Source organism: Pseudonocardia petroleophila, assembly GCF_014235185.1.
Taxonomy (GTDB): Bacteria; Actinomycetota; Actinomycetes; order Mycobacteriales; family Pseudonocardiaceae; genus Pseudonocardia; species Pseudonocardia petroleophila.
Map to the genome: position 1 here is coordinate 1,120,528 of NZ_CP060131.1, position 23,501 is coordinate 1,144,028.

Genomic DNA, 23,501 nt, shown 5'->3' on the forward strand with positions numbered 1-23,501 from the left:
ACGCTGCGACCGTGGACCTCTCGCTGCAGCGCCTGCGGATGCTGCGCGAACTGCGTCGCCGCGGCACCGTCACCGCCGCCGCGCAGGCGCTGCACTACACGGCGTCCGCGGTGTCCCAGCAGCTCGCACAGCTCGAGCGCGACGTCGGCAGCTCCCTGTTCGAGCGCCTCGGCAGGCGGGTCCAGCTCACCGACACGGGCCTCGTGCTGGCCGAGCACGCCGAGGAGATCCTGGGGGCAGTCGAGCGGGCCACGCTGGCCCTGGAGGAGGCGCAGGCCACAGTCTCGGTGCGGCTCACGGCCGGGGTGTGGGCGTCGGTCGCGTCCGGGCTGCTGCCCGCCGCGCTGACCGTCCTCGCCGCCGAGCACCCGGGGATCCGCGTCCGCACCGTCGAGCTGGCCCCCGAGGACACCGCGGGCGCGGTGCGCGACGGCACGCTCGACTTCTCCTTCGTCATCGAGTACTCCGGCTACCCGCTGGCCTGGGACTCCGGCCTGGACCGGACGGTGATCGCCGACGAGCGGCTGCACGCCGCGGTGCCGCCGGGCACCATCGCGGCCCCCACCGTCGTGCTGGCCGACCTGGCCGAGCACCCGTGGATCCTGGCCGGGCCCCGTTCGCACCTGGGCCGGGCGGTGCGCATCGCCTGCCAGCGCGCCGGGTTCGAGCCGCGCGTCGAGCACGAGGTGGGCGAGCAGTCCACCGCACTCGCCATGGTCGCGGCGGGGCTGGGCGTCACCCTCGTCTCCGACCTCGGCCTCGCGCTGTGCCCGCCCGGTGTCGATGTCCGCGCGATGACCGAGCCCATCACCCGGACGGTGTCGATCGCGTACCGCACGGGCACCGCCCGGCGCACCTCGCTGCAACTGGTGATCGACGCCGTGCGCACCGAGGCCGCCGCGCGCGGCCTCGGTGCGCGCTGACCCGCGCCGGGTCACCGAACGCGGGCGAGCGGTCAGGCGACGGTGCGGCCGATGTGCGGGTTCGACGGGCGGGTCCCCTTGGCGTAACCCCGCATCGCACTGATCACGGGGTCGGCCTCCCTGGTGTCGTGGCCCGGCTCAGGGGCGCCGCCGGCGCTGTGGTCGGTCAGCACCGGCATGCCGGCCGGCTGGTCGTCGTCGGACACGCGCGCCATCGACCAGCGCGAGAAGGCCCTGCTCTCCACCGCCTCGGCCTCAAGGAGCGTGACGGCCTCGTGCCGGTCGTCGGCGGCGATCTTCTCGTAGAGGCCGCGCACCACGCCCTCGTCGCCCTCCAGCGTCTGCACCACGTAGTCCTGCCAGACGAGCAGGGCGCCCGTGATGTCGCGGTTGACGTTCTTCGCGCGGGAGTTCTCGAGGATCGACTCGATCTCGACCTTGCGGTCCTCCGGCGAGATCGTGAGTTGGCTGCGGTAGACGATTCTGAACAACGGGGCAGTGTCGGCCACGAGAGGCCTTCCTGTTCGTGTACTCCACCGGTCACGATGACCGGCGTCTCAAACCGTAACTCGATGTGATCCGGGCCACATGTCGATCTTGAGCGGCCCCGCGATGCCCCGGGCCTGCGAGGACCCGGTCGGCGTCTCCGCACGCCGCACTAGGGTTCCCGCAACCGGATACGGCGAGGAGGGCGTGGACGTGGGCGTGTACGAGGAACTGTTCCGTTCGAGCGTGGAGGACCCGGAGCGGTTCTGGCTCGACGCGGCGGAGGGGATCGACTGGCACGTCGCCCCCACGAGGGCGCTGGACGACTCCCGCCCGCCGTTCTACCGCTGGTTCCCCGACGGGGAGCTCAACGTCTGCCACAACGCGCTCGACCGGCACGTCGACGCCGGCCGCGGCGACCAGCCCGCGCTGATCCACGACTCCCCGGTCACGCAGTCGCAGCGCACCTTCACCTACCGCGAGCTGCGCGACGAGGTGGCGGCCTTCGCCGGCGTGCTCGCCGGGCTGGGCGTCGGCGTGGGCGACCGCGTCGTCGTCTACCTCCCGATGGTCCCCGAGGCCGCGATCGCGATGCTCGCCTGCGCGCGGATCGGCGCCGTCCACTCCGTGGTGTTCGGCGGGTTCGCCCCGAAGGAGCTGGCCGTCCGCATCGACGACGCCGCCCCGAAGGTGATCGTGTCCGCCTCCTGCGGCATCGAGGGCAAGCGCGTCATCGAGTACAAGCCGCTGCTGGACAAGGCGATCGAGCTGGCGTCGCACGAGCCCGAGCGCTGCGTGATCCTGCAGCGCCCGCAGGTCGAGGCCGCGATGGGCGAGCGCGACGTCGACTGGGCCTCGGCGGTGGCCGGTGCCACCCCGGCCGACTGCGTGCCGGTCAAGGCCACCGACCCGCTCTACGTGCTCTACACCTCGGGCACCACCGGCAAGCCCAAGGGCGTCGTGCGCGACTGCGGCGGCTACGCCGTGGCGCTGAACTGGTCGATGCCGAACGTCTACGCCGTCGGGCCCGGCGAGACGATCTTCACCGCCTCCGACGTGGGCTGGGTCGTCGGCCACTCCTACATCGTCTACGCGCCGCTGCTGGCCGGGGCGACGTCCGTGCTCTACGAGGGCAAGCCGGTGGGCACGCCCGACGCCGGGCAGTTCTGGCGGGTCGTCGCCGAGCACGGGGTCAAGAGCCTGTTCACCGCGCCGACCGCGTTCCGGGCGATCAAGAAGGAGGACCCGAACGGCGAGTACGCGAAGAAGTACGACCTGTCATCGCTGCGGTACCTGTTCCTCGCCGGCGAGCGGCTCGACCCGGAGACCTACCGGTGGGCCGCGGAGCTGCTGGAGATCCCGGTCATCGACCACTGGTGGCAGACCGAGACGGGCTGGCCGATCGTCGCGAACCCGGCCGGCATCGAGCTGCTCCCGGTCAAGCCCGGTTCCCCGACGACCCCGCTGCCCGGCTGGGACGTGCAGGTCCTCGACGGCAACGGCAAGCCGGTCGAGGCGGGCACGGACGGCGCCATCGTCGTCAAGCTGCCGATGCCGCCCGGCTCCCTGCCCACGCTGTGGAACGACGACGAGCGCTTCCTCAACTCCTACATGGAGGCGTTCGAGGGGTACTACCTCACCGGCGACGGCGGGCGGATCGACGAGGACGGCTACGTCTACGTCATGGGCCGCACCGACGACGTGATCAACGTGGCCGGGCACCGGCTGTCCACCGGCGGCATGGAGGAGGCCCTGGCCTCCCACCCGGACGTCGCCGAGTGCGCGGTGATCGGGGTGGCCGACTCGATGAAGGGGCAGGTGCCGCGCGGGTTCGTCGTGCTCAAGGCGGGCGTCGAGCGCGACGAGGACGAGCTGCGCGCCGAGCTGGTGCAGCTCGTGCGCGACCAGATCGGGGCCGTCGCCTCGCTCAAGGACGTCGCGGTCGTCGCGGCGCTGCCCAAGACGCGGTCCGGGAAGATCCTGCGCAAGACCATGCGCGGCATCGCCGACGGCGTCGACGAGCCGGTGCCCGGCACGATCGACGACGCCTCGGTGCTCGACGCGCTGCGCCCGGTCCTGCGCCGCGACTGACGCGCGACCCGCCCCGACGAACGGCACGTCCGTCCACTCAGGTGGGACGGGCGTGCCGTTCGTCGCGTCGCACGCCGACCTCGGCGCACCGTGGATCGGGTCACACTCGATCGGGTAACGCGTGGTGACACTCTGCGATGGGTGAGAGCACGGCCGACGCTCCCCACGACGGCCGCACCCCCTGTCGTTGCCCGAGAGGATCCCCGACTCTCATGGACCTGCACCGCCCGCGTGCGGCCGCGCTCTGCGCCGCGATGAGTGCCGCGCTCGTCGTCGGCATGGCCGGCACCGCCGTCGCCTTCTCCCCGCCCGAACCGCCCGCGGCGCAGCTCGTCGCCGTCCCGACCGCATCCCCGACCGGCGGTCCGGCCACGACCCCCGCCGTCACCGCCCGGACGCCCGCGCCGTGAGCCGGCTCGTGCACCTCGTCGTCGCGCTCGTGGGCTGTGCGGTGCTCGCCGGGTGCTCCGCCCCGCCCGCCGTCACGCCCGCGTCGTTCCGGACGCCGGTGACGCGCTCCGTCGTCCCCCTCGCGGCGACCCCGCAGGCCCCCGAGGTCGTGCCCGCACCGGTCGCGGCGGCGCCGGCCGTGCCGCCGCTGCGGCCGGTCGACCGGCTGGAGCAGTCCCCGCCCGCCGCCCTCGACGTCCCGGCCATCGGCGTGAGCACCGACCGGATCGCCGCGCTGGCCCCCGACGCGGGCGGTGTGCTCGCGGCCCCGCCCGACGCCGCCACGACCGGCTGGTTCACGCGCGGCCCGACGCCCGGGGCCGAGGGGCCCGCGGTGATCGCCGGGCACGTCGGCGTGGGCGGGAGCACCGGGCCGTTCGCCCGGCTCGCCGACGTGGCCGCGGGCGACGAGGTGACGGTGCACCGCGCCGACGGCACCGCCGCCGTGTTCACCGTCTACCGCGTGGAGCGGCTCACGCGCGAGGCGTTCTCCGCCGACGACGTCTACGGCGACACGGGCGGCCCGGAGCTGCGCCTGATCACCTTCGGCGGCGTCTTCGACCGCGGCGACGGGCCGTACCCGGACAACGTGGTGGTCTGGGCGCGCCTCGCGGGCGTCCGCTGAGTTGCTGAGGGTCGCCTTCGGTGACGAGCAGGCCCCCGCCGGTGCACGATGGCGGCATGAAGATCGAGGTGGATTTCGACCTGTGCGAGTCCAACGCCGTGTGCATGGGGATCGCTCCGGAGGTGTTCGAGGTGCGTGACGACGACTTCCTCTACATCCTCGACGAGAACCCGGGCGAGGAGCTGCGGCCCAAGCTCGAGGAGGCCGTGCAGGCCTGCCCGCGCGCGGCGATCAAGCTCGTCGGCTAGTCCGGCGGGTCGGCGGTTGCCGCCCCGCCTCGGAGGGCAGAGGATCGACGTCCGCCGTCCCGAGGAGAACCGCCGATGAGCACAGTCTGGAACACCCCGCTGACGCCGCTGGCGTTCCTGCGCCGGTCCGCGGAGGTGTACCCGGACAAGACCGCGATCGTCTACGGCGAGCGCCGCTCGACCTACCGCGAGTTCGCCGCCGAGGCCACGCGGGTCGCGCACGCGCTGCGGGGGTCGGGCGTCGAGCCCGGCGACCGCGTCGCCTACCTCCTGCCCAACGTCCCCGAGATGCTGGTGGCGCACTTCGCGGTGCCGCTGGCCGGGGCGGTGCTCGTCGCGATCAACACGCGGCTGTCCACCGAGGAGGTGCGCTACATCCTCGACCACTCCGGGTCGAAGGTCCTGGTCGTCGACGCGGCGCTGCACCCGACCGTCGCGCCGGTCGCGGGCGAGCTGAAGACCGTCGAGGAGATCATCACGGTGGTCGACCCGGCCGCTCCGGGTGACGGCATCGGCAGCGGCGTGCGCTACGACGACCTGCTCGCCCGCGGCAACGACGAGCCGCTCCCCTGGTCCGTCGAGGACGAGGACGGCACCATCGCGATCAACTACACCTCGGGCACCACGGGCAAGCCCAAGGGCGTGATGTACCACCACCGCGGCGCGTACCTGAACTCCTTCGGCGAGATCGTGCACTCCGCGCACAGCCCGGACAGCGTCTACCTGTGGACGCTGCCGATGTTCCACTGCAACGGCTGGTGCACGCCCTGGGCGCTCACCGCCATCGGCGGCACCCACGTGTGCCTGCGCGAGGTGCGCGGCGACGTGATCTGGCAGCAGATCACCGCGCACGGCGTGACCCACCTCAACGGCGCCCCCACGGTCGTCACCACGATCATGCGGGCGCCCGAGGCCGTCACGCTGGACTACCAGCTGGTGATCACCACGGCCGGGGCCCCGCCGTCGCCGACCACGATCCTGCAGATGGAGCAGATGGGCTTCCGGATCGTGCACGTCTACGGGCTCACCGAGACCTACGGGCCGTACTCGGTCAACCAGTACCAGCGGGCATGGGACGACCTGCCCGCCGAGGAGCGCGCGTCGCTGCAGGCCCGGCAGGGCGTGGGGATGCTGTGCGCCGACCACCTGCGCGTGGTGGACGAGGACATGGCCGACGTGCCCGCCGACGGCGTCACGATGGGCGAGATCGTCATGCGCGGCAACAACGTCATGAAGGGCTACTACGAGGACGCCGCCGGCACCGAGAAGGCGTTCGCGGGCGGGTGGTTCCACTCCGGCGACCTGGGCGTCATGCACCCCGACGGCTACGTCGAGCTCCGCGACCGCGCGAAGGACGTGGTGATCTCGGGCGGGGAGAACATCTCGACGGTCGAGGTCGAGCAGGCCGTCGTCTCGCACCCGGCGGTGCTGGAGGCCGCGGTGATCGGCGTGCCCGACGAGAAGTTCGGCGAGCGGCCGAAGGCGTTCGTGGTGCTGGCCGACGGGAAGGACGCGACGCCCGACGAGCTGATCGAGCACGTGAAGTCGAGGATCGCGCGCTACAAGGCGCCGCGCGACGTCGAGATCGTCGACGAGCTGCCGAAGACCTCCACCGGCAAGGTGCAGAAGTTCGAGCTGCGCGAGAAGGAGTGGGGCGGGGAGACCCACCGCATCCGCGGGTAGCGGCCGCTATCGCAGCCATAGCGGGCTGCGCATCGACCGGGGGCGACGGCGGTCACAGACTCGCGGCATGACCGACGTCGCGTCACCGGCCCCGCCATCGGCCGTCGGGTCCACCTGTCCGGTGTTCGACCCGCACTCGCCCGATCTGTCCCCCGAGCGCGCCTACGCCCTGTACGACGAGCTGCGGACGAGCTGCCCGGTGTCGCGCGGCGAGAACCACGGCGGCTACTGGTCGCTGGCGCGCTACGCGGACGTGCGGGCCGCCGCCATGGACCACGACACCTACTCGTCCACGGGCGGGGTCTACCTGCCGCCGGTCTCCGACAGCCGGTTCCCGCCGATCGACTACGACCCGCCCGAGCACGCCGGGTTCCGCGAGCTGATCGCCCCGCTGACCAGCGGCGCCGCCGCGAAGGCGATGGAGCCGATGATCCGGGGATCGGTCGAGGCGATGGTGGACGGGTTCGTCGACCGCGGATCGGCCGACCTCGTCGAGGAGCTGGCGGTCCCGCTGCCGCTCGACGTCATCACCCACCTCTACGGCCTAGACCCGCAGCGCGCCGAGGACATCCGCGGCTACTCGCTGGAGTTCCTGGAGCACGCCGGCGGGCCGAAGGGCCGCGAGGTGATCGACCGGGTCTGCGCCTACTGGATGGAGCTGTTCGCGCAGCGCCGCCGCGACCCGCAGGACGACTTCGTCACCCACCTCGTGCAGGCCGGGCACGGCGCCGACGACCCGACGCTGGCCAACATGATGTTCATCCTGACGTACGCGGGGCACGACTCCACCGCGCTCGGGCTGTCCAACACCCTGCTGTACCTCGCCGAGCACCCCGAGGTCCAGGAGCAGCTGATCGAGCGGCCGCGGCTGGTCGTGACCGCGGTCGACGAGATCCTGCGCTACGAGACGCCGCTGCACTGGTTCCCCCGCAACCTCACCCGCGACACGTCGATGGCCGGGCAGGAGATGAAGGCGGGCGACCGCGTCGTCCTGCTGTTCGCCTCGGCGAACCGCGATCCCGAGGAGTTCGACCGCGCCGACGAGGTCGTCATCGACCGCCGTCCCAACCGGCACGTCGCGTTCGGCGCGGGCATCCACACCTGCCCCGGCATGGCGCTGGCGCGCGCGGAGATCCGGATCGCCGTGGAGACCGTGCTGCGCCGCATCCCCGGCTTCCGCGTCGACGGCACGGTGGAACGCACCGATCCGCTCGAGGGCGGGGGGCGCCATCTCGGCGTCCGGACCCTGCCGGTGACGTGGTGAGCGCCCCGGTGGCGCCGACGCGGCGTCAGATGATCACGGCGGGTGCGGCGTCGACGGTCGGGTTCGCGTTCGACCTGTTCGACCTGTTCATCCTGCTCTACGTGGCCTCGACGATCGGCCCGCTGTTCTTCCCGGCCGAGAGCCAGACGCTGCAGCTCGCGGCGACGTACGCCTCGTTCGGCGTCAGCCTGATCATGCGACCGCTCGGCGGCGCGGTGTTCGGCCGCTACGCCGACCGCGTCGGCCGGCGCCGGAGCATGATCGTGACGATCACCGGCGTCGGCGTGGCCACGGCGCTGATGGGCGCGCTGCCCACCTACGCGGCCATCGGGGTGATGGCCCCGGTGCTGTTCGTGGCGCTGCGCCTGGTGCAGGGCCTGCTGGTCGGCGGCGTCGTGGCGTCGACGCACACCCTGGGCACGGAGTCCGTGCCGCAGCGCTGGCGCGGGATGGTGTCCGGGCTGGTCGGCGGGGGCGGCGCGGGCCTGGGCGCGGTGATCGCGTCGCTGGTGTTCCTCGGCGTCTCGGCGGCGTACCCGGGCGAGCAGTTCGCCGTGTGGGGTTGGCGGGTCATGTTCTTCACCGGCCTCGCGGCGTCGCTGCTGAGCCTGGCGCTGTTCCGGTACCTGGAGGAGTCCCCGATATGGGCGGCCGCGGCGGCGCAGCGGGGACCCGACGTGCGGCCGGCCCGGGCCCGTGACCTCGTCGCCCCCGGCCGGGTGCCCGTGCTGCTCACCAGCCTGGCACTGGTGATCGGCGCCGGGGCGCAGTACTACCTCACCTCGGGCTACCTGCCGACGTTCTTCGCGAGCGTCAACGAGATGCCCCCCGGTCCGCGCGGCCTGCTGCTCGTCTGGACGAGCCTCGCGATCCTGCCCGCCGCTCTGCTGGTGGGACACCTGTCCGAGCGCATCGGACGGCGCCGGGTCTTCCTCGGCATCGGGGTGGTCAACCTCGTCGCGCTACCGCTGCTGGTACTCGCAATGGGCGCGCTGGGCCCGGACGACACCGGCTCCCTGCTGCTCTACGGGCTGGCGCTGACCGTGCTGGCCAACGCGTCCTACGCCGCGGTGCCGATCTACCTCAACGAGCGCTTCCCGACCCGCCTGCGCGCCACGGCCACGGCACTGGTGTGGAACGGCGGCTTCGCGATCGGCGGCCTGATGACGACGTTCGTGACGCTCGCCAGCCCCACCGTCGGCGACATCCCGAGCCGCCTGGCGATCTTCCTGGCCGCCTGCGTGGCGATCTTCCTGGTCGGTGCGGCGCTCTCCCCCGAGACCCGCGGAGCGCTGGAGCGCCCGGACCCGATCGACGACACCGCAACCTCCCCCCGACTCGAAGGATCTCCCTCGTGACCAGCGAACACTCCGGCCGCGTCGTCGTCGTGACGGGCGCCGCAGGCGGGATCGGCGGCCGCTACGTCGAGGCACTCACCGCGGCGGGCGCGCTCGTCGTCGCCGCCGACGTCGCCGCCCTCACCGACGCCGGCACCGAGCTGGCCGGAAAGGCCACCGCCGCCGGCCCCGGCCGTGCGGTGTTCGTGGCCGCAGACATCACCTCCGACGAGGACTGGACGGCCGTGGTCGACACGGCCCGCCGCGAGTTCGGCCGGATCGACGCGTTGGTCAACAACGCCGCGATCTACCAGGGACTCGGGGGCAAGCGGCACCTCACCGAGCTGACGAACGACGAGTGGGACCGCGTGCTGACCGTCAACGTCCGCGGCACCTGGCAGGCGATCAAGGCCGTCACCCCGCTGATGCGCGAGGGCGGCGGCGGCCGGATCGTCAACATCTCCTCGACCGTGGCGCGGATGGGCGCGCCCGGGTTCGCGCACTACGTGGCGTCCAAGGCCGCGGTGGACGGCCTCACCCGGGCCGCGGCACGGGAGCTCGGGCCGGACGCGATCACCGTGAACGCCGTGGCGCCCGGCCTGGTCAGCGACGAGGCCTCCCGCACCCTCAACACCGACGACTACATCGCGACGGCCGCGAAGGGCCGCGCGCTGGGCCGCGAGATGGCGCCGGACGACCTGGTCGGCGCGGTGCTCTGGCTGGCCGGGCCGACGAGCGGGTTCGTCACCGGGCAGACCGTGGTGGTCGACGGTGGTGGCGTTTTCACATGAGCGATCTCCGGTCCTGGCTCGCCGAGCTGGCCGGGAACGGCGACCTCGGCGTGCTGTCGTCCCCGGTCGACCCCGACCAGGAGGTGGCCGCCGTCCTGGAGGCGGCCGACGGCCGCCGCGCGGTGCGCTTCGACGCGGTGCGGGGCGCGCGTTTCCCGCTGGTGGGCAACACGATGGTCGGGCGCGACCACCTCGGGCCCGCGCTGGGCTGCGCCACGCGCGACGCCGCCGACCGGATGGCCGACGCGCTGGACCGGCCCCGCCCCTGCGTCGAGGTCACCGAGGCCCCGGTGCTCGCCGAGCAGCTCACCGGCGACGCCCTGCTCTCCGCGCTGCCGCTCACCCGCCAGCACGAGCACGACGCGGGCATGTACCTGACCTCGGCGCTGCTGTCGGTCCGCGACCCGAGGAGCGGCACGACGAACCTGTCGATCAACCGGATGCTGGCCGTCGGCGAGCGGGAGCTGCGGGCGCTGCTGCTGCCCGGGCGGCTGCGGGCGATCTTCACCCGGGCCGAGGCGGAGGGCCGCGACCTCGACGTCGGCATCGTCGTCGGGGTGCACCCGGCGCTGGTGCTGGCCAGCCAGTCACCGCCGGACCGCGACCTCGACGACCTGGAGGTGGCCTCGGCGCTGCTGCCGTCGCCGCTGCGGGTCACGCGGGCCCCGGCCGTCGACGCGGTCGTCCCGGCCGACGCGGAGTTCGTCCTGGAGGGCCGGTTCCGCGCCGGGCGCCGTGCGGCGGAGGGCCCGTTCGGGGAGTTCCCGCGCACCTACGGGCCGGGCGGGCCGGCGCCGGTGATCGAGCTGGTCGACGCGTGGCACCGCACCGACGCGGTCTTCCAGACGATCCTGTCCGGCGGCCGCGAGCACTTCCTGGCCGGCGGGCTGCCGCGCGAGGCGCTGCTGATCCGGGCGCTGCGCCGGGCCGGGCTCGACGTCGCCGGCCTGCGCCTGCCCGAGCACGGCTCCTGCCGCTTCGACGCCGCGGTGGCGCTGCGCGACCCCGCCCCCGGGGCCGCGACCACGGCGATGCTGACGCTGTTCACCGCGGCCGCGACCGTCAAGACGGTGACGGTCGTGGACGACGACGTCGACGTGTTCGACGACGAGCAGATCGGCTGGGCCGTGGCCACTCGCGTGCAGGCCGACCGCGACCTGCTGGTCGTACCCGGGGCGAAGGGCAGCAGCCTGGACCCGTCGGCCCGCGGCGGCACCACGGCCAAGCTCGGCATCGACGCCACGGTGCCGGCCGACGAGCGCGACGCCTACCGGCAGATGCGGGTGGCCCCGCCGGATGCGGAGCGGCTGCGCGCGCACCTGCTCGAGCTGGGTCTCGCATGAACCGGCGCGTGATCGTGGCCCTGACCGGCGCGTCGGGGGCCGTCTACGGGATTCGGGCGCTGGAGATGCTCCGCGAGCTGCCCGACGTCGAGACGCACCTGGTGCTGACGAAGGCCGCGCGGGCCACGATCGACCACGAGACCGACCTGGCGGTGGCCGACGTGCGGGCGCTCGCCGACGTCGTCCACAGCGACGGCGACCTGGGCGCCCCGATCTCCAGCGGCTCGTTCCGCACGGCCGGGATGCTGGTGGCGCCGTGCAGCGTCAAGACGCTCTCGGGCATCGCCACCAGCTACGACGACACGCTCGTGGTGCGCGCGGCCGACGTCGTGCTCAAGGAGCGGCGCCCGCTGGTGCTGCTGCTGCGCGAGACCCCGCTGCATGCCGGGCACATCCGGCTGATGGCCGACGTGACGGCGTCAGGCGCGATCGTGATGCCGCCGGTGCCGGCGTTCTACACGCGGCCGGTCACGATCGCCGACATCATCGACCACACCGTCGGGCGGGCGCTGGACGCGCTGGGGATCGAGACCGACCACGTGCAGCGCTGGGACGGGCAGCGCGGCGCGCCGGCTCAACCCGTCGACTTCGACAGGATCGCCAGGAACGCCGCGATCGGGGCCGAGGTGAGCGAGGTCTCCCGCCAGACCACGCCCAGCTCGCGGTAGGCCCCCGGGTCGCAGACGGGCACGACGTCGGTGGTGTCGTGGCCGAGCGCCAGGCGCGGCAGCAGGGCCACCCCCATCCCGGCGCGCACCATGCCGCGCACGATCGAGAGCTGCCCGGTCTCCAGCGCGATCCGCGGCGTGACCCCGGCCTGGGCCCACAGCCGGTCGGCGAGGTCGCGCAGGCCGTAGCCGCGGCGCATGGCGACGGTCTCGGCGTCCGGCAGGTCGCGCAGCCACACGCCGGGACGGCCGCGCAGCGGATGGCCGGGCGGGACCAGCAGCACGACCGGCTCGCGCACCAGGGTGCGGGCGGCGAGCCCGGCGGAGGTGGCGGGCATGCGGGTGACGGCGAGGTCCAGCGTGCCCGCCGTCACCATCTGCTCGAACTCCCGCGAGACGTCGTGCTCAACCAGGTGCACGGTGACCTCGGGGTGCTCGGCCCGGAACCGCGCGACGACCTCGGGCAGCAGCTGCGCACCGACGCTGGGCAGCACGCCCACGGTGACCTGCCCGCCCCGCGCCTCGGAGACGGCGGTGACGCGCTCCCGGGCCTCCTCCATCTCGGCGAGCGCCCGGACCGCGTGCTCCCGCAACACCTCTCCGGCCGCGGTGAGCACGACGCGGCGGCCGGTGCGCTCGAACAGCGCGGCCCCGACGGTCTGCTCCAGCTTGCGGATCTGCACCGACAGCGACGGCTGGGCGAGAAACAGCCGCGCCGCCGCGCGGGTGAAGCTGCCCTCCTCGGCGACGGCGACGAAGTAGCGCAACTGGTGGAGCTCCATCGGACCACCTCCTGACCGTATGTTTCGTACCATTTCCTCCGCATGATCGGTACCGCAGGCCCTGAAGTGCCCATTAGCATTGCTCACATGAGTCCTGGTGCGAGGGCCGTGCTGGGCGCCGTCACGACCACGACGGTGTCGGTGCTGCCGGTTTTCCTCACGGCCGGGCTGGCCGTGCAGATCTCCGCCGAGCTGGGCTTCGACCCGGCCGGGCTCGGCCTGGTGGTGGCCCTGTTCTTCGGCGTCAGCGCGCTCGCCTCGCTGCCGTGCGGGTGGCTGGTCGAGCGGTACGGGTCGGGCCCGACGAGCCGGCTCGCGGTGCTCGGCGCGGCCCTCGTGATGGCGGCCGTGGCGCTGTTCGCCCGCTCCTACCCCGCGCTCGTGGCGATCCTGCTGGGCAGCGCCTGGTGCAACGTGCTGGGCCAGCTCGCCGCGAACCTGACGCTCGCGCGGTACGTGCCCGCGGACCGGCTCGGGCTCTCCTTCGGCGTCAAGCAGGCCGCGATCCCGGCGGCCACGCTGCTGGCCGGGGCCTCCGTGCCCGCCGTCGCGTTGACGCTGGGCTGGCGCTGGGCCTTCGTCATGGGTGCGGGGCTGGCGCTCGCCGCGCTGCTGGTGGCCCCGCGCGACACCGCGGGTCGCGAGCCCACCCCGGCGACCCCGGGCGAGCGGGCCACCGGCGCGCTCTCGGTGATCGGCCTCGCGGCCGGGCTGGCCGCCGCCTCGTCGTCGGCGCTGGGGATCTTCCTGGTCGCCTCCGCCGTCGACCAGGGCATCGACCCGGCCGCGGCCGGGCTGACGCTCACCCTGGGCAGCGTCGTCGGGCTCACGCTGCGGCTGCTGCACGGGTGGGCGGCCGACCGCCGCTCCGGCGGGCACGTCGCCGTCGTCGCGGGATCACTGGTGCTCGGCGCGGGCGGGCTCGCGCTGCTCGCCGTGCCCGGCACGCCCGCGCTGGTGATCGGCACGGTGCTCGGGTTCGGGCTCGGCTGGGCGTGGCCGGGGCTGCTGCAGTTCGCGGTCGTGCGGCTCAACCCGTCGGCGCCCGCGGCGGCCACGTCGATCGTGCAGGTCGGGGTGTACGGCGGCGGCTTCGTGGGGCCCGTCGGCTTCGGGTTCCTGGCCGCGCACGTCTCGTTCCCTACGGCGTGGCTGGTCGGCGCGGTGACGATGCTGGTCGCCGCCGCGCTGATGGGGCTGGGCCGGCGGATGCTGGTGGCGCATCAGGCCAGCCGGTCGGCCAGCGCGATCGCGTCGTAGGGGGCGTGCACCTTGGCGTCGTTGTCGAAGTAGACGACGACGTCGAGCCCGGCGGCGCGCCACGCGGCGACCCGCGCGGCCCAGGCGTCGAGGGCGCCGGGGGTGTACCCGCCCGCGTACAGCTCGTCCTGCCCGTGCAGCCGGACGTAGGCGAAGTCGGCGGTGAGCTCGTCGAACACCGGCCAGGTGCCCGCGGAGTCGGCCCGCACGAGCGCGACGCCGTGCTCGCGCAGCAACGCGGCGAACGCCGGGTCCCGGAAGCTCTCGTGCCGCGGTTCGATCGCGTGCCGCAGCGGGCGGTCGGCGTCCGTCGCGAGGTGCGCGCGGCCCGCCACGCGCTCGTCGTGGCGGCCCGCGAGGCCGACCGCGGCGGTGGTCGTGGCCGGCAGGAGCGCGAGGAAGGCGGCGACCCGGTCGCGGTCGAAGCGCATCCGGGGCGGGAGCTGCCACAGCAGCGGCCCCAGCTTGGGGCCGAGCGCGAGCACACCGGAGGCCAGGAAGTTCGCCACCGGCGCCTCGACGTCGCGCAGCTGCTTCAGGTGCGTGACGAACCGCGGGCCCTTGACGGCGAACACGAAGTCGCCGGGCGTCTCCGCAGCCCAGGCCCGGTAGCTCTCCGGGCGCTGCAGGGCGTAGAAGGACCCGTTGATCTCGATGCTGTCGACGCGCCGCGAGAGGTACTCCAGCTCGCGGCGCTGCGGCAGCCCCTCGGGGTAGAACGTGCGGCGCCACGGCGGGTAGCGCCACCCCGACGTGCCCACCCGTACCCGTGTCATGACCGGTGAGCATGCAGGATGGGGGCCGTGGATGCAGTCATCGTCACAGGCGCCGCGGGCGCACTCGGGCACGCGGTCGTCGCCGAGTTCCGCTCGCTCGGCCGGGCCGTCGTGGCGCTGGACCGGGCCGGGGAACGGCTCGACACGCTCGGCAGGCAGGAGGGCGTGCACGCCGTGGCCGTCGACCTGTCGAGCCGCGCCGCGGTCCGGGACGCCTTCGCGCAGATCGACGTCGCCTGCGACGCGCTCGTCGGGCTCGCGGGCGGGTTCACCCCGGGCGCGCTGGCCGACGTCGACGAGGAGACGCTCGAGTCGCTGTGGCGCTCCAACTTCGGCTCCGCGCTGTGGACCGCACAGGCCGTCGTGACGCTGTTCCGCACCGGCGGGTCGATCGTCACCGTCGGGTCGAAGACCGCCGTGCAGGGCCCCGCGCCCGTCGCGCACGCCACGAGCAAGGCCGCCGTCGTCCGCCTGACCCAGCTGCTCGCCGACGAGCTGCGCCCGCAGCGGATCCGGGTCAACGCCGTCCTCCCCTCGGTGATCGACACCCCGGCCAACCGCACGTGGATGTCCGAGGAGCTCGGCGCCCGCGCGGTCTCCCCCGCCGCGATCGCGAAGGTCATCGCGTTCCTCTGCGGCCCCGACGCCGCCCCGATCAGCGGGGCCGCGATCCCCGTCTACGGCGATGCCTGATCTGCGGTCGGCCGTCGACGCGGCCCTCGACTGGCCCGTCGAGCACGTCGCGGTGGCCGTCGTCCGCGCCGACGGCACCGTCCTCGCCACCGCGGGCGACCAGGACCGGGAGTTCCGGCTGGCGTCGGTCACGAAGCTGCTCACCGCGTACGCGGTGCTGATCGCGGTCGAGGAGGGCGCGGTGGAGTGGGACCAGCCGGCCGGGCCCGACGGGTCCACCGTCCGCCACCTCGCCGCGCACACCTCGGGGCTCTCCTTCTCCGACGGGGTGGTGCAGGCCGCGCCGGGCACGCGGCGGATCTACTCGAACTCCGGCTTCGACGTGCTGGGCTCGGTCGTGGGCGAGGCCGCCGGGATGCCGTTCGCGCAGTACCTGCACCTCGCGGTGTGCGAGCCGCTCGGCCTCGCCTCGACCCGGCTCGACGGCTCCCCCGCCGCCGACGGCGTCTCCACGGCGGCCGACCTCTCCCGCTTCGCCGCCGAGCTGCAGGCCCCGACGCTGGCGCACACGTTCGACGAGGCGCGCACCGTCGCCTTCCCCGGGCTCGACGGCATCCTCCCCGGCTACGGCCGCCAGAAGCCGAACGACTGGGGGCTGGGGTTCGAGATCCGCGACGGGAAGTCGCCGCACTGGACGGGCTCGGACAGCTCGCCGCGCACGTTCGGCCACTTCGGGCAGGCCGGCACGTTCCTGTGGGTCGACCCGGACGCGGGCGCCGCGTGCGTCGCGCTCACCGACCGGGACTTCTCCGACTGGTCGGTCGCGGCCTGGCCCCCGTTCACCGACGGGGTGCTGGCGGCGCTGTGATCGCCCTCGATCCGTGCACGGCCGAGGACCTCGACGACTTCCTGGTCCTCGCGCTCGACCCGCGGATCACCGCCCGGATCGGCGACGGCACGCCGTGGAGCCGGGAGACGGCGGTCGCCCGGTTCCGGCGCGGGCTGGCGTCGTGCGGGCGCGGGGACGGGCTGTGGTTCCTCGCGCGCGACGGCGACGACCTCGTCGGGGTCGTGCTGGGCGAGCTCGACCACCTCGCCGAGATCGAGATCGGCATCTGGCTCGCGCCGGACCACTGGGGGCAGGGGCACGGCCGCGCACTGCTCGGGCTGCTGCTGCCGGTGGTGCGCCTGCGCTTCCCGGGCGTCGTGCCGACGGCGTACGCGAACGTCGACCACGCCGCGTCCGCGGCGATGCTGCGCGCCGCCGGGTTCGTCGACGACGGCACGCTGACCGGCCGCTACGGCACCGAGGTGACCCGCTTCGTCGCGCGCTGATCAGAAACCGAGGAGGCGCCGACCGCCGACCCAGAGGCAGACGATCGCGACGAACAGAACAGAGCGACCCACAGGATCGCGGGGATCCAGGTGAATCGGGAGAGCTGGGCGGCGTCGGATCCGCTCACGCCCAACCCCTGGCCGAGCAGCGCGCGGATGCCGCCGAACAGCATGAGCCAGACGAGCGTCACGGCGACCAGCGCCTGCAGGTCGTCGCTGCCCGTCGCGGCCACCCAGCCGATCCCGGCACCCGCGAGGACCACGACGAGGTTGGTGAACAGGCCGCGGGCGTGCAGGAACGACCCGATGAGCAGGAGCACCGAGACCCACAGCACCGACCACGACTTCCCCGCGAGCACCAGGTTGGCGCCCGCGAGGCCGAGCAGCGGTGGGGTCAGGTAGCCGGCGAGGCCGATGAAGATCAGCGACACGCCCCAGCCCGCGTCGAAGACCGTTTCGCCTCCTCCTCCGTCGCCCTCGTTGACCTTGAACCCTCGCGGGTTGCGTCCGCTCAGCAGCGCGACGACCACGTGCCCGCCCTCGTGGGCCACTGTGGCGATCGACGCGGCCCACGACCCCGTGAACACCACCAGCAGCAGCGCCACGAACCCGGCCACGTGCACGACGGTCGACCCCGCCGTGACGGGCCCGATCACGTCGCTGACCATGACGGGGGATTCGGCCCCCGGACCTGCGGTGTTACGGCTGTCACCCCGGGAATGGGGCCCGGGGGGACCCGGTTGTACGGGCAGTCCGAGCGAGTGGGACACCAGCTTCCTGCCCGGGAATCTTCCTGGACCCGGGAGGGTTGAGGAGAGAGTCCGAGCCGGGCGACCTGTGTCCCCGGGTCTCACCGAATTGCCGCCCCACGGGGTGCGCCACGCGCCGAGAGGCGACCAGCGCCCGGTTCGGACACCTTCTTCCACCCCCACCAGCCCGCCGTGCCCCCGCGATCCGCGGGAGAGCGCGGCTGCCCGGGCGGCGCCGTCCCCCCACGGTGCCGCCCCCCACACGTCCGGGAGGACCCATGAAGGGCGACCGCGTCGAGATCGTCATCGACGCCGGATCCGGCACCACGAAGACCTACGAGGTCGTCGCGACCCGGGCCGGGCGCTCGGTCGGCGTCACGCACTCCCGCGGGGTCGTCGAGGTGGCCGAGTCCACCCGAGGCGGATCCGTCGTCCGCACGGCCCGGTTCCTGGCCAACCGCGTCCTCGCGCTGGTCGAGCACCCCGCCGCCGACGTCCCCGCCGCCGACGAGATCACACCGGCCCTGCGGTCGGCCTGACGGTCCCGCACAGGCACACTGGTTCCACGATGTCCCCCTCGCCCTCCCGCGCCACCGACGCGCGCCCCGAGGCCGCCGGCCCGCCCGGATCCGACGTGCAGCACAGCCACGATCCCGCCGGTGCACGGCGGGAGAGCGGCTCTGCCGCCACGGGCGATCGGTCCGCCGTCGGCGACCGGATCGCCCCGGGTGACCCGGCCGCCGTGAGCGACCGGGGTGCGTCCGGCGACCGGGGCGCGTCCGGCGACCGGCCGTCCGAGCGCACGCGTCGCCCGCGGCGTCGGCGGCCGCGCGGCCGGAGCACGCAAACCGGAGTCGTCCAGCCCGGGGCCGCACCCCCCGGCGCCGCCCAGCCGGACGCCGACCAGCCGGACGCGGGCGCGGCGAGCCCCGGCGAGCCGGGCACGGATCCCGCCGAGCGGGACCGACCGCGTGCCGGTGCCCCCGCCGACGGCACCCGTGCGCGGCGCTCCCGGACGCCCGGAGGAGCCCCGGCCGACCGCGGCGCCCGTGCCGACGGCAGGCCGGCCGATGGCGGCCGCGGTCGGCGTCCCCGGGCCGACGCGCAGCCCACCCGTGAACGGCGTCCCCGGACCGCCTCCGCGGAGGACGGCGCGACCGACGTCCCCGAGTTCTCCGACGCCGACATCACCGCCCTCGACGAGCGACTGCCCGAGCTGTCCCTGCGCGACGAGCACCGCCTCGCCCGGCGTCTGGACACCGCCCGCCGCACCCGCGACCCCCTCGCCCGCAACCGGGCACTGGCCGGGATCGCCGCCGGCGTCGACGAGGGCGAGCGCCGCACCGCCGCCCGCCGCGCCGCCGTCCCGGCGATCACCTACCCCGAGACGCTGCCGGTCAGCGCGCGCCGCGAGGACATCGCCGCCGCCATCCGCGACAACCAGGTCGTCATCGTCGCGGGCGAGACCGGCTCCGGGAAGACCACGCAGATCCCGAAGATCTGCCTGGAGCTCGGCCGCGGCGTCCGCGGGCTGATCGGGCACACCCAGCCGCGACGGCTCGCCGCCCGCACCGTGGCCGCGCGCATCGCCGAGGAGCTCGGGTCCGAGATCGGCGACACCGTCGGCTGGAAGGTGCGCTTCACCGACCAGGTCGGCGAGAACACGCTGGTCAAGCTGATGACCGACGGGATCCTGCTCGCCGAGCTCACCGGCGACCGGATGCTGCGCCAGTACGACACCCTGATCATCGACGAGGCCCACGAGCGCAGCCTCAACATCGACTTCATCCTGGGCTACCTCGCCCAGCTGCTCCCCCGGCGCCCCGACCTCAAGGTGATCATCACCTCGGCCACGATCGACCCGGAGCGGTTCGCGCAGCACTTCGCCTCGCCCGACCGCCCGGCGCCCATCGTCGAGGTCTCCGGCCGGAGCTACCCGGTCGAGATGCGCTACCGGCCCGTCGTTGACCCGGACGACCCCGACGCCGACCCGGACCGCGACCAGCTCGCCGCCATCGCCGACGCCGTCACCGAGCTGCGCCGCGAGGGCCCCGGCGACATCCTCGTGTTCCTGCCCGGCGAGCGGGAGATCCGCGACACCGCCGACGGGCTGGCCAAGCGGCAGTTCCCGGGCATCGAGATCCTCCCGCTGTACGCCCGGCAGACCACCGCGGAGCAGCAGCGGGTGTTCGCGCCGAAGCAGGGGTCGCTGGGCCGGCGCGTCGTGCTGGCCACCAACGTCGCCGAGACCTCGCTGACCGTCCCCGGCATCCGCTACGTCATCGACCCCGGGCTGGCCCGCATCTCCCGCTACTCGCGGCGGCTGAAGGTGCAGCGGCTGCCGATCGAGAAGGTCAGCCAGGCCAGCGCCAACCAGCGCGCGGGCCGCTGCGGGCGCGTCGCCGACGGCATCTGCATCCGGCTCTACGCCGAGGACGACTTCGACGCCCGCCCCGCGTTCACCGACCCGGAGATCCTGCGCACCAACCTCGCGTCGGTGGTGCTGCAGATGATCTCGCTGGAGCTGGGCGAGATCACCGAGTTCCCGTTCGTCGACCCGCCCGACCGGCGCAGCGTCGACGACGGGCTCGCGCTGCTCCACGAGCTGGGCGCGCTCGACGGGAAGCAGGAGCTCACGGCCGTCGGACGGGCGCTGGCCGGCCTGCCCGTCGACCCGCGCCTGGGCCGGATGCTCGTGGAGGCCGACCGCAACGGCTGCCTGCGCGAGGTGCTCGTCATCGCCGCCGCGCTGTCGGTGCAGGACCCGCGCGAGCGGCCCACCGAGCAGCGCCAGGCCGCCGACGAGAAGCACGCCCGCTTCGCCGAGGACGGCAGCGACTTCCTCGCCTTCCGCAACCTCTGGGCCTACGTCGCCGAGCGGCGCCAGGAGCTGTCCGGCAGCCGGTTCCGGAAGACGCTGCGCGAGGAGTTCCTGCACTACCTGCGCATCCGCGAGTGGCAGGACCTGCACGCCCAGCTCCGCTCCGCCGCGCGCAACGCGGGCATGACGCCGAACGACGCCGACGCCTCCCCCGACGCGATCCACACCTCGGTGCTGGCCGGGCTGCTCTCGCAGATCGGGCTGCGCGAGGCGGAGACGAAGGAGTACCTCGGCGCGCGCGGGGCCAAGTTCATGATCTTCCCCGGCTCGTCGCTGGCGAAGAAGGGGCCGCGCTGGGTGATGGCCGCGGAGCTCGTCGAGACGTCCCGGCTGTTCGCGCGCACCGTCGCCCGGATCAAGCCGGAGTGGGTCGAGCCGCTGGCCGGGCACCTGGTGAAGCGGTCGTACTCGGAGCCGCACTGGTCGCGCAAGCGGGCGGCGGCCGTCGCGGTCGAGCGGGTCACGCTCTACGGGGTACCGATCGTCGTCGACCGCACCGTCGACTACGGCCGCATCGACGCCGAGGTCTCGCGCGAGCTGTTCATCCGGCACGCGCTCGTCGAGGGCGACTGGGACACCCGGCACCGCTTCTTCCACGCCAACCGCGAGCTGCTCGACAGCGCCGAGGAGCTGGAGAACCGCGCCCGCCGCCGCGACCTGGTCGTCGACGAGGAGACGCTCGTCGCGTTCTACGAGGAGCGCATCCCCGCCGACGTGGTGTCCGGGCGGCACTTCGACACCTGGTACCGCCGGGCGAAGCCCGCGCTCGAGCTCACCGAGGAGATGGTGCGCACCGCGCAGGCGGCCGAGGTCGACGCGGCCGCGTACCCCGACCACGTCGAGGCCGGCGGGCTGACGCTCCCGCTGTCCTACGCGTTCGAGCCCGGGAAGCGCGACGACGGCGTCACCGTCGACGTCCCCGTGGCGGCGCTGCACCAGATCGACCCCACCCCGTTCACCTGGCAGGTGCCCGGGCTGCGCGAGGACCTCGTCACCGCGCTGATCAAGACGCTGCCGAAGAACCTGCGCCGCAACTTCGCCCCCGCCCCCGACCACGCCCGCGCGGTGCTCGCGCGCCTGCAGGCGGGCGACGAGCCGCTGCTCGACGGGCTGGAGCGCGAGCTGGGCCGGATGAGAGGAGTGCGCATCCCGCGGGAGGCCTGGGAGCTCGACCGGCTGCCGGAGCACCTGACCGTCACGTTCCGGGTGGTCGACGAGCGGGGTCGCGAGGTCACGCGCGGCACCGATCTGGAGGCGATGCGCCGCGAGCTCGCACCGGAGGTGCGGGCCGAGCTCGCCGCGGCCGGGGTCGAGCTGGAGCGCACCGGCCTCACGACGTGGAGCATCGGCACGCTCCCGCGCGAGCACGCGATCCGGCGCGGGCGGCACACCGTCACCGGCTTCCCGGGGCTGGTCGACCGCGGCACCTCCGTCGACGTGCGGGTGTTCCCGCTCGCCGCCGAGCGCGACCCCGCGCACCACCGCGGGGCCCGGCGCCTGCTGCTGCTCGACACCCCGTCGCCGGCCAAGCAGGTGCAGCGCGGGCTCGACAACTCCGCCAAGCTCGCGCTCTCGCGCAACCCGCACGGCTCCGTCGCCGCGCTGCTGGAGGACTGCACGGTCTGCGCGGCCGACGCCCTCATCGCCGCCGTCGGCGGGCCGCCGTGGGACGAGCGCTCCTACCTGCGGCTGCAGAAGGTGTTCCGCGAGAAGCTGGTGCCCACGACCCTGCAGGTGCTGCACGCCGTCCGCGCGGTCCTCGACGTGCGCCTGCGCGTGCAGGCCCTGCTCACCGATACGCACCGCACCCCCGGCGTCGCGGCCGGGCTGGCCGACATCGAGGCCCAGCTCGCCGATCTCGTCGGGCCCGGCTTCGCGACGGCCGCCGGCGCGTCCCGGCTCGGCGACGTCGCCCGCTACCTCGAGGCCATCGAGCGGCGCGTCGAGAAGCTGCGCGTCGACCCGGTGCGCGACGACGGCTGGACCGCCCAGGTCCGCGTGGCCGCCGACGAGTACGCCGCCGAGCTCGCCGCCCTGCCCCCCGGCGTCGAGCCGGGGCCGGAGCTGCGCGAGATCCGCTGGATGATCGAGGAGCTGAGGGTGGGCCTCTACGCCCACCCGATGCGCACCCGCTACCCGATCTCGATCAAGCGCATCCAGAAGGCGATCGACGACCTCCCGAGGTGACCGGCGTTCCGAGATGACCAGCAGGGTGGTTCCGGAGCGATCCGGCCACTCTCCTGCACATCTCGGTCGTACCCTCCCGCGATGGTCGAGGTCCCGGGCTGGCCGGTGGCGTTCCGCGGGTCGTCCGCCGTCGCCGCCGGGCTGGTCACGAAGAACCAGCTGCGGGGTCCGCGCTTCACCCGCCTGTTCCCCGACACCTACGTCCGCGCCACCGACCGGCCGCCGGACCTCGCCCTGCGGTCGCACGCGGCGTACCGGTACGTGGAGGGGCGCGGGGTGCTGTCCGGCTACTCCGCGGCCGAGGTGCTCGACGCCTCGTGCGGGCCGGCCGACGCTCCGGCCGAGGTGACGGTGCCCCGCGGCGGACAGCGCCTGCACGACGGGCTGCTGGTGCGCCGCGACCGGCTCGCGCGCGGCGAGATGTGCGACGTCGGGACGCTGCGCACCACCACCCCGCTGCGCACGGCGTACGACCTCGCCCGGCGCGGCGGCCTGGTCGACCGCGTCGTGGCCGTCGACGCACTGTCCCGGCGACACGGGTTCTCCCCCGACCTGCTGCTGAACTTCGCGGTGCACTTCCCCGGCTCGCGGGGCAACGACCGGGTGGCCGAGGTCCTCGCGCACGCCGACCGCCGTTCGGGATCGCCGATGGAGTCGCGGCTGCGGATGCTGCTCGTACTGGCCGGGCTGCCGCGGCCGCAGGCCCAGTGGGTCGTGCAGGACGAGGAGACCCGACGGGCGATCTGGCTCGACCTGGCCTACCCGGAGCAGCGGATCGGCATCGAGTACGAGAGCGAGCTGCACACCACCGCCGAGGCCGTGCTGCGCGACGCCGGCCGGTACACGCGGCTCGTCGACCGCGGCTGGCGGATCTACCGCTACACGAAGTACGAGGTCCTCGACGCGCCACGCACGATCGTCGACCAGATCAGCCGTGCGCTGGCGCGACCGAGGTGAACATCAGGGTGGTCCGACGGGCGACGGACCAC

22 protein-coding genes are annotated in these 23,501 nt (G+C 74.1%); 18 read left to right on the forward strand and 4 right to left on the reverse strand.

The annotated features are described in order from the left end of the window. Window positions 1–11 precede the first annotated feature (11 nt). Window positions 12–923 carry a LysR family transcriptional regulator gene (locus H6H00_RS05570; RefSeq protein WP_185720271.1) on the forward strand — a complete coding sequence of 304 codons (912 nt, stop codon included), beginning with the start codon at window positions 12–14 and terminating at the stop codon, window positions 921–923. A 32-nt stretch (window positions 924–955) separates the two neighbouring features. On the opposite strand, the gene H6H00_RS05575 is transcribed toward H6H00_RS05570, so the two are convergent. After that, window positions 956–1,414: a BLUF domain-containing protein gene (locus tag H6H00_RS05575; protein ID WP_185720272.1), complete on the reverse strand. Its 459-nt coding sequence runs from the start codon at window positions 1,412–1,414 to the stop codon at window positions 956–958. A gap of 208 nt (window positions 1,415–1,622) precedes the next feature. Between H6H00_RS05575 and H6H00_RS05580 the strand changes: the two genes are divergently transcribed. The 10 genes from H6H00_RS05580 to H6H00_RS05625 all read left to right on the forward strand — a co-directional run bounded on the left by H6H00_RS05580 (window position 1,623) and on the right by H6H00_RS05625 (window position 11,909). Continuing rightward, entirely contained in the window at window positions 1,623–3,500 is a 1,878-nt protein-coding gene (locus H6H00_RS05580) for a propionyl-CoA synthetase (protein WP_185722187.1), read from the forward strand. Between the two features lie 212 nt (window positions 3,501–3,712). Further along, window positions 3,713–3,910, forward strand: a complete 198-nt coding sequence (locus tag H6H00_RS05585; RefSeq protein ID WP_185720273.1) for a hypothetical protein — start codon at window positions 3,713–3,715, stop codon at window positions 3,908–3,910. Next, window positions 3,907–4,575, forward strand: coding sequence for a sortase domain-containing protein (locus H6H00_RS05590; protein WP_185720274.1), 669 nt, complete (start codon window positions 3,907–3,909; stop codon window positions 4,573–4,575). The genes H6H00_RS05585 and H6H00_RS05590 overlap by 4 nt, the downstream gene beginning before the upstream one ends. Window positions 4,576–4,631: 56 nt before the next feature. Continuing rightward, the gene (locus H6H00_RS05595; protein ID WP_185720275.1) at window positions 4,632–4,823 is read left to right on the forward strand and encodes a ferredoxin; all 192 of its coding nucleotides are present in this window, start codon (window positions 4,632–4,634) and stop codon (window positions 4,821–4,823) included. 75 nt (window positions 4,824–4,898) lie between these two features. After that, complete coding sequence (locus H6H00_RS05600) at window positions 4,899–6,506, forward strand: acyl--CoA ligase family protein (RefSeq protein ID WP_185720276.1); 1,608 nt, start codon at window positions 4,899–4,901, stop codon at window positions 6,504–6,506. Window positions 6,507–6,573: 67 nt separating this feature from the next. After that, window positions 6,574–7,770: a cytochrome P450 gene (locus tag H6H00_RS05605; protein WP_255425589.1), complete on the forward strand. Its 1,197-nt coding sequence runs from the start codon at window positions 6,574–6,576 to the stop codon at window positions 7,768–7,770. Next, the gene (locus tag H6H00_RS05610; RefSeq protein WP_255425590.1) at window positions 7,767–9,128 is read left to right on the forward strand and encodes an MFS transporter; all 1,362 of its coding nucleotides are present in this window, start codon (window positions 7,767–7,769) and stop codon (window positions 9,126–9,128) included. The genes H6H00_RS05605 and H6H00_RS05610 overlap by 4 nt, the downstream gene beginning before the upstream one ends. After that, window positions 9,125–9,898 carry an SDR family oxidoreductase gene (locus H6H00_RS05615; protein WP_221775804.1) on the forward strand — a complete coding sequence of 258 codons (774 nt, stop codon included), beginning with the start codon at window positions 9,125–9,127 and terminating at the stop codon, window positions 9,896–9,898. Before H6H00_RS05610 ends, H6H00_RS05615 begins: the two co-directional genes overlap by 4 nt. After that, window positions 9,895–11,241: a UbiD family decarboxylase gene (locus H6H00_RS05620; protein WP_185720277.1), complete on the forward strand. Its 1,347-nt coding sequence runs from the start codon at window positions 9,895–9,897 to the stop codon at window positions 11,239–11,241. The genes H6H00_RS05615 and H6H00_RS05620 overlap by 4 nt, the downstream gene beginning before the upstream one ends. Next, a complete protein-coding gene (locus H6H00_RS05625; RefSeq protein ID WP_185720278.1) occupies window positions 11,238–11,909 on the forward strand; it encodes a UbiX family flavin prenyltransferase in 672 nt (223 codons plus the stop codon). Before H6H00_RS05620 ends, H6H00_RS05625 begins: the two co-directional genes overlap by 4 nt. Here H6H00_RS05625 and H6H00_RS05630 read toward each other — a convergent pair. Continuing rightward, window positions 11,816–12,691, reverse strand: coding sequence for a LysR family transcriptional regulator (locus tag H6H00_RS05630; RefSeq protein ID WP_185720279.1), 876 nt, complete (start codon window positions 12,689–12,691; stop codon window positions 11,816–11,818). The two genes, H6H00_RS05625 and H6H00_RS05630, sit on opposite strands and share 94 nt — an antisense overlap. An 87-nt stretch (window positions 12,692–12,778) precedes the next feature. Here H6H00_RS05630 and H6H00_RS05635 point away from each other — a divergent pair, with 87 nt between their 5' ends. Then, the gene (locus H6H00_RS05635) at window positions 12,779–13,951 is read left to right on the forward strand and encodes an MFS transporter (RefSeq protein WP_185720280.1); all 1,173 of its coding nucleotides are present in this window, start codon (window positions 12,779–12,781) and stop codon (window positions 13,949–13,951) included. Here the strand turns inward: H6H00_RS05635 and H6H00_RS05640 are convergent. After that, window positions 13,915–14,727 carry a DUF72 domain-containing protein gene (locus tag H6H00_RS05640; RefSeq protein WP_185720281.1) on the reverse strand — a complete coding sequence of 271 codons (813 nt, stop codon included), beginning with the start codon at window positions 14,725–14,727 and terminating at the stop codon, window positions 13,915–13,917. The two genes, H6H00_RS05635 and H6H00_RS05640, sit on opposite strands and share 37 nt — an antisense overlap. A gap of 27 nt (window positions 14,728–14,754) precedes the next feature. Here H6H00_RS05640 and H6H00_RS05645 point away from each other — a divergent pair, with 27 nt between their 5' ends. Genes H6H00_RS05645 through H6H00_RS05655 form a run of 3 tightly spaced genes read left to right on the forward strand, consistent with a single transcriptional unit; the run spans window position 14,755 to window position 16,695 of the window. Next, on the forward strand, window positions 14,755–15,420 hold the full coding sequence (locus H6H00_RS05645; RefSeq protein WP_255425591.1) for an SDR family NAD(P)-dependent oxidoreductase: 666 nt from the start codon (window positions 14,755–14,757) through the stop codon (window positions 15,418–15,420). Then, window positions 15,413–16,228 carry a serine hydrolase domain-containing protein gene (locus H6H00_RS05650; protein ID WP_185720283.1) on the forward strand — a complete coding sequence of 272 codons (816 nt, stop codon included), beginning with the start codon at window positions 15,413–15,415 and terminating at the stop codon, window positions 16,226–16,228. Before H6H00_RS05645 ends, H6H00_RS05650 begins: the two co-directional genes overlap by 8 nt. Next, window positions 16,225–16,695 carry a GNAT family N-acetyltransferase gene (locus H6H00_RS05655; protein ID WP_185720284.1) on the forward strand — a complete coding sequence of 157 codons (471 nt, stop codon included), beginning with the start codon at window positions 16,225–16,227 and terminating at the stop codon, window positions 16,693–16,695. The genes H6H00_RS05650 and H6H00_RS05655 overlap by 4 nt, the downstream gene beginning before the upstream one ends. Here the strand turns inward: H6H00_RS05655 and H6H00_RS05660 are convergent. Continuing rightward, entirely contained in the window at window positions 16,659–17,351 is a 693-nt protein-coding gene (locus H6H00_RS05660) for a M50 family metallopeptidase (RefSeq protein ID WP_185720285.1), read from the reverse strand. The two genes, H6H00_RS05655 and H6H00_RS05660, sit on opposite strands and share 37 nt — an antisense overlap. 371 nt (window positions 17,352–17,722) lie before the next feature. Here H6H00_RS05660 and H6H00_RS05665 point away from each other — a divergent pair, with 371 nt between their 5' ends. From H6H00_RS05665 to H6H00_RS05675, 3 genes are all read left to right on the forward strand, one after another. Further along, a complete protein-coding gene (locus H6H00_RS05665; RefSeq protein ID WP_185720286.1) occupies window positions 17,723–17,983 on the forward strand; it encodes a DUF8836 family protein in 261 nt (86 codons plus the stop codon). A gap of 29 nt (window positions 17,984–18,012) precedes the next feature. Next, window positions 18,013–22,512, forward strand: coding sequence for an ATP-dependent RNA helicase HrpA (hrpA, locus tag H6H00_RS05670; protein WP_185720287.1), 4,500 nt, complete (start codon window positions 18,013–18,015; stop codon window positions 22,510–22,512). 81 nt (window positions 22,513–22,593) lie between these two features. Beyond that, window positions 22,594–23,469: an endonuclease domain-containing protein gene (locus tag H6H00_RS05675; protein ID WP_185720288.1), complete on the forward strand. Its 876-nt coding sequence runs from the start codon at window positions 22,594–22,596 to the stop codon at window positions 23,467–23,469. Window positions 23,470–23,501: the final 32 nt, after the last annotated feature.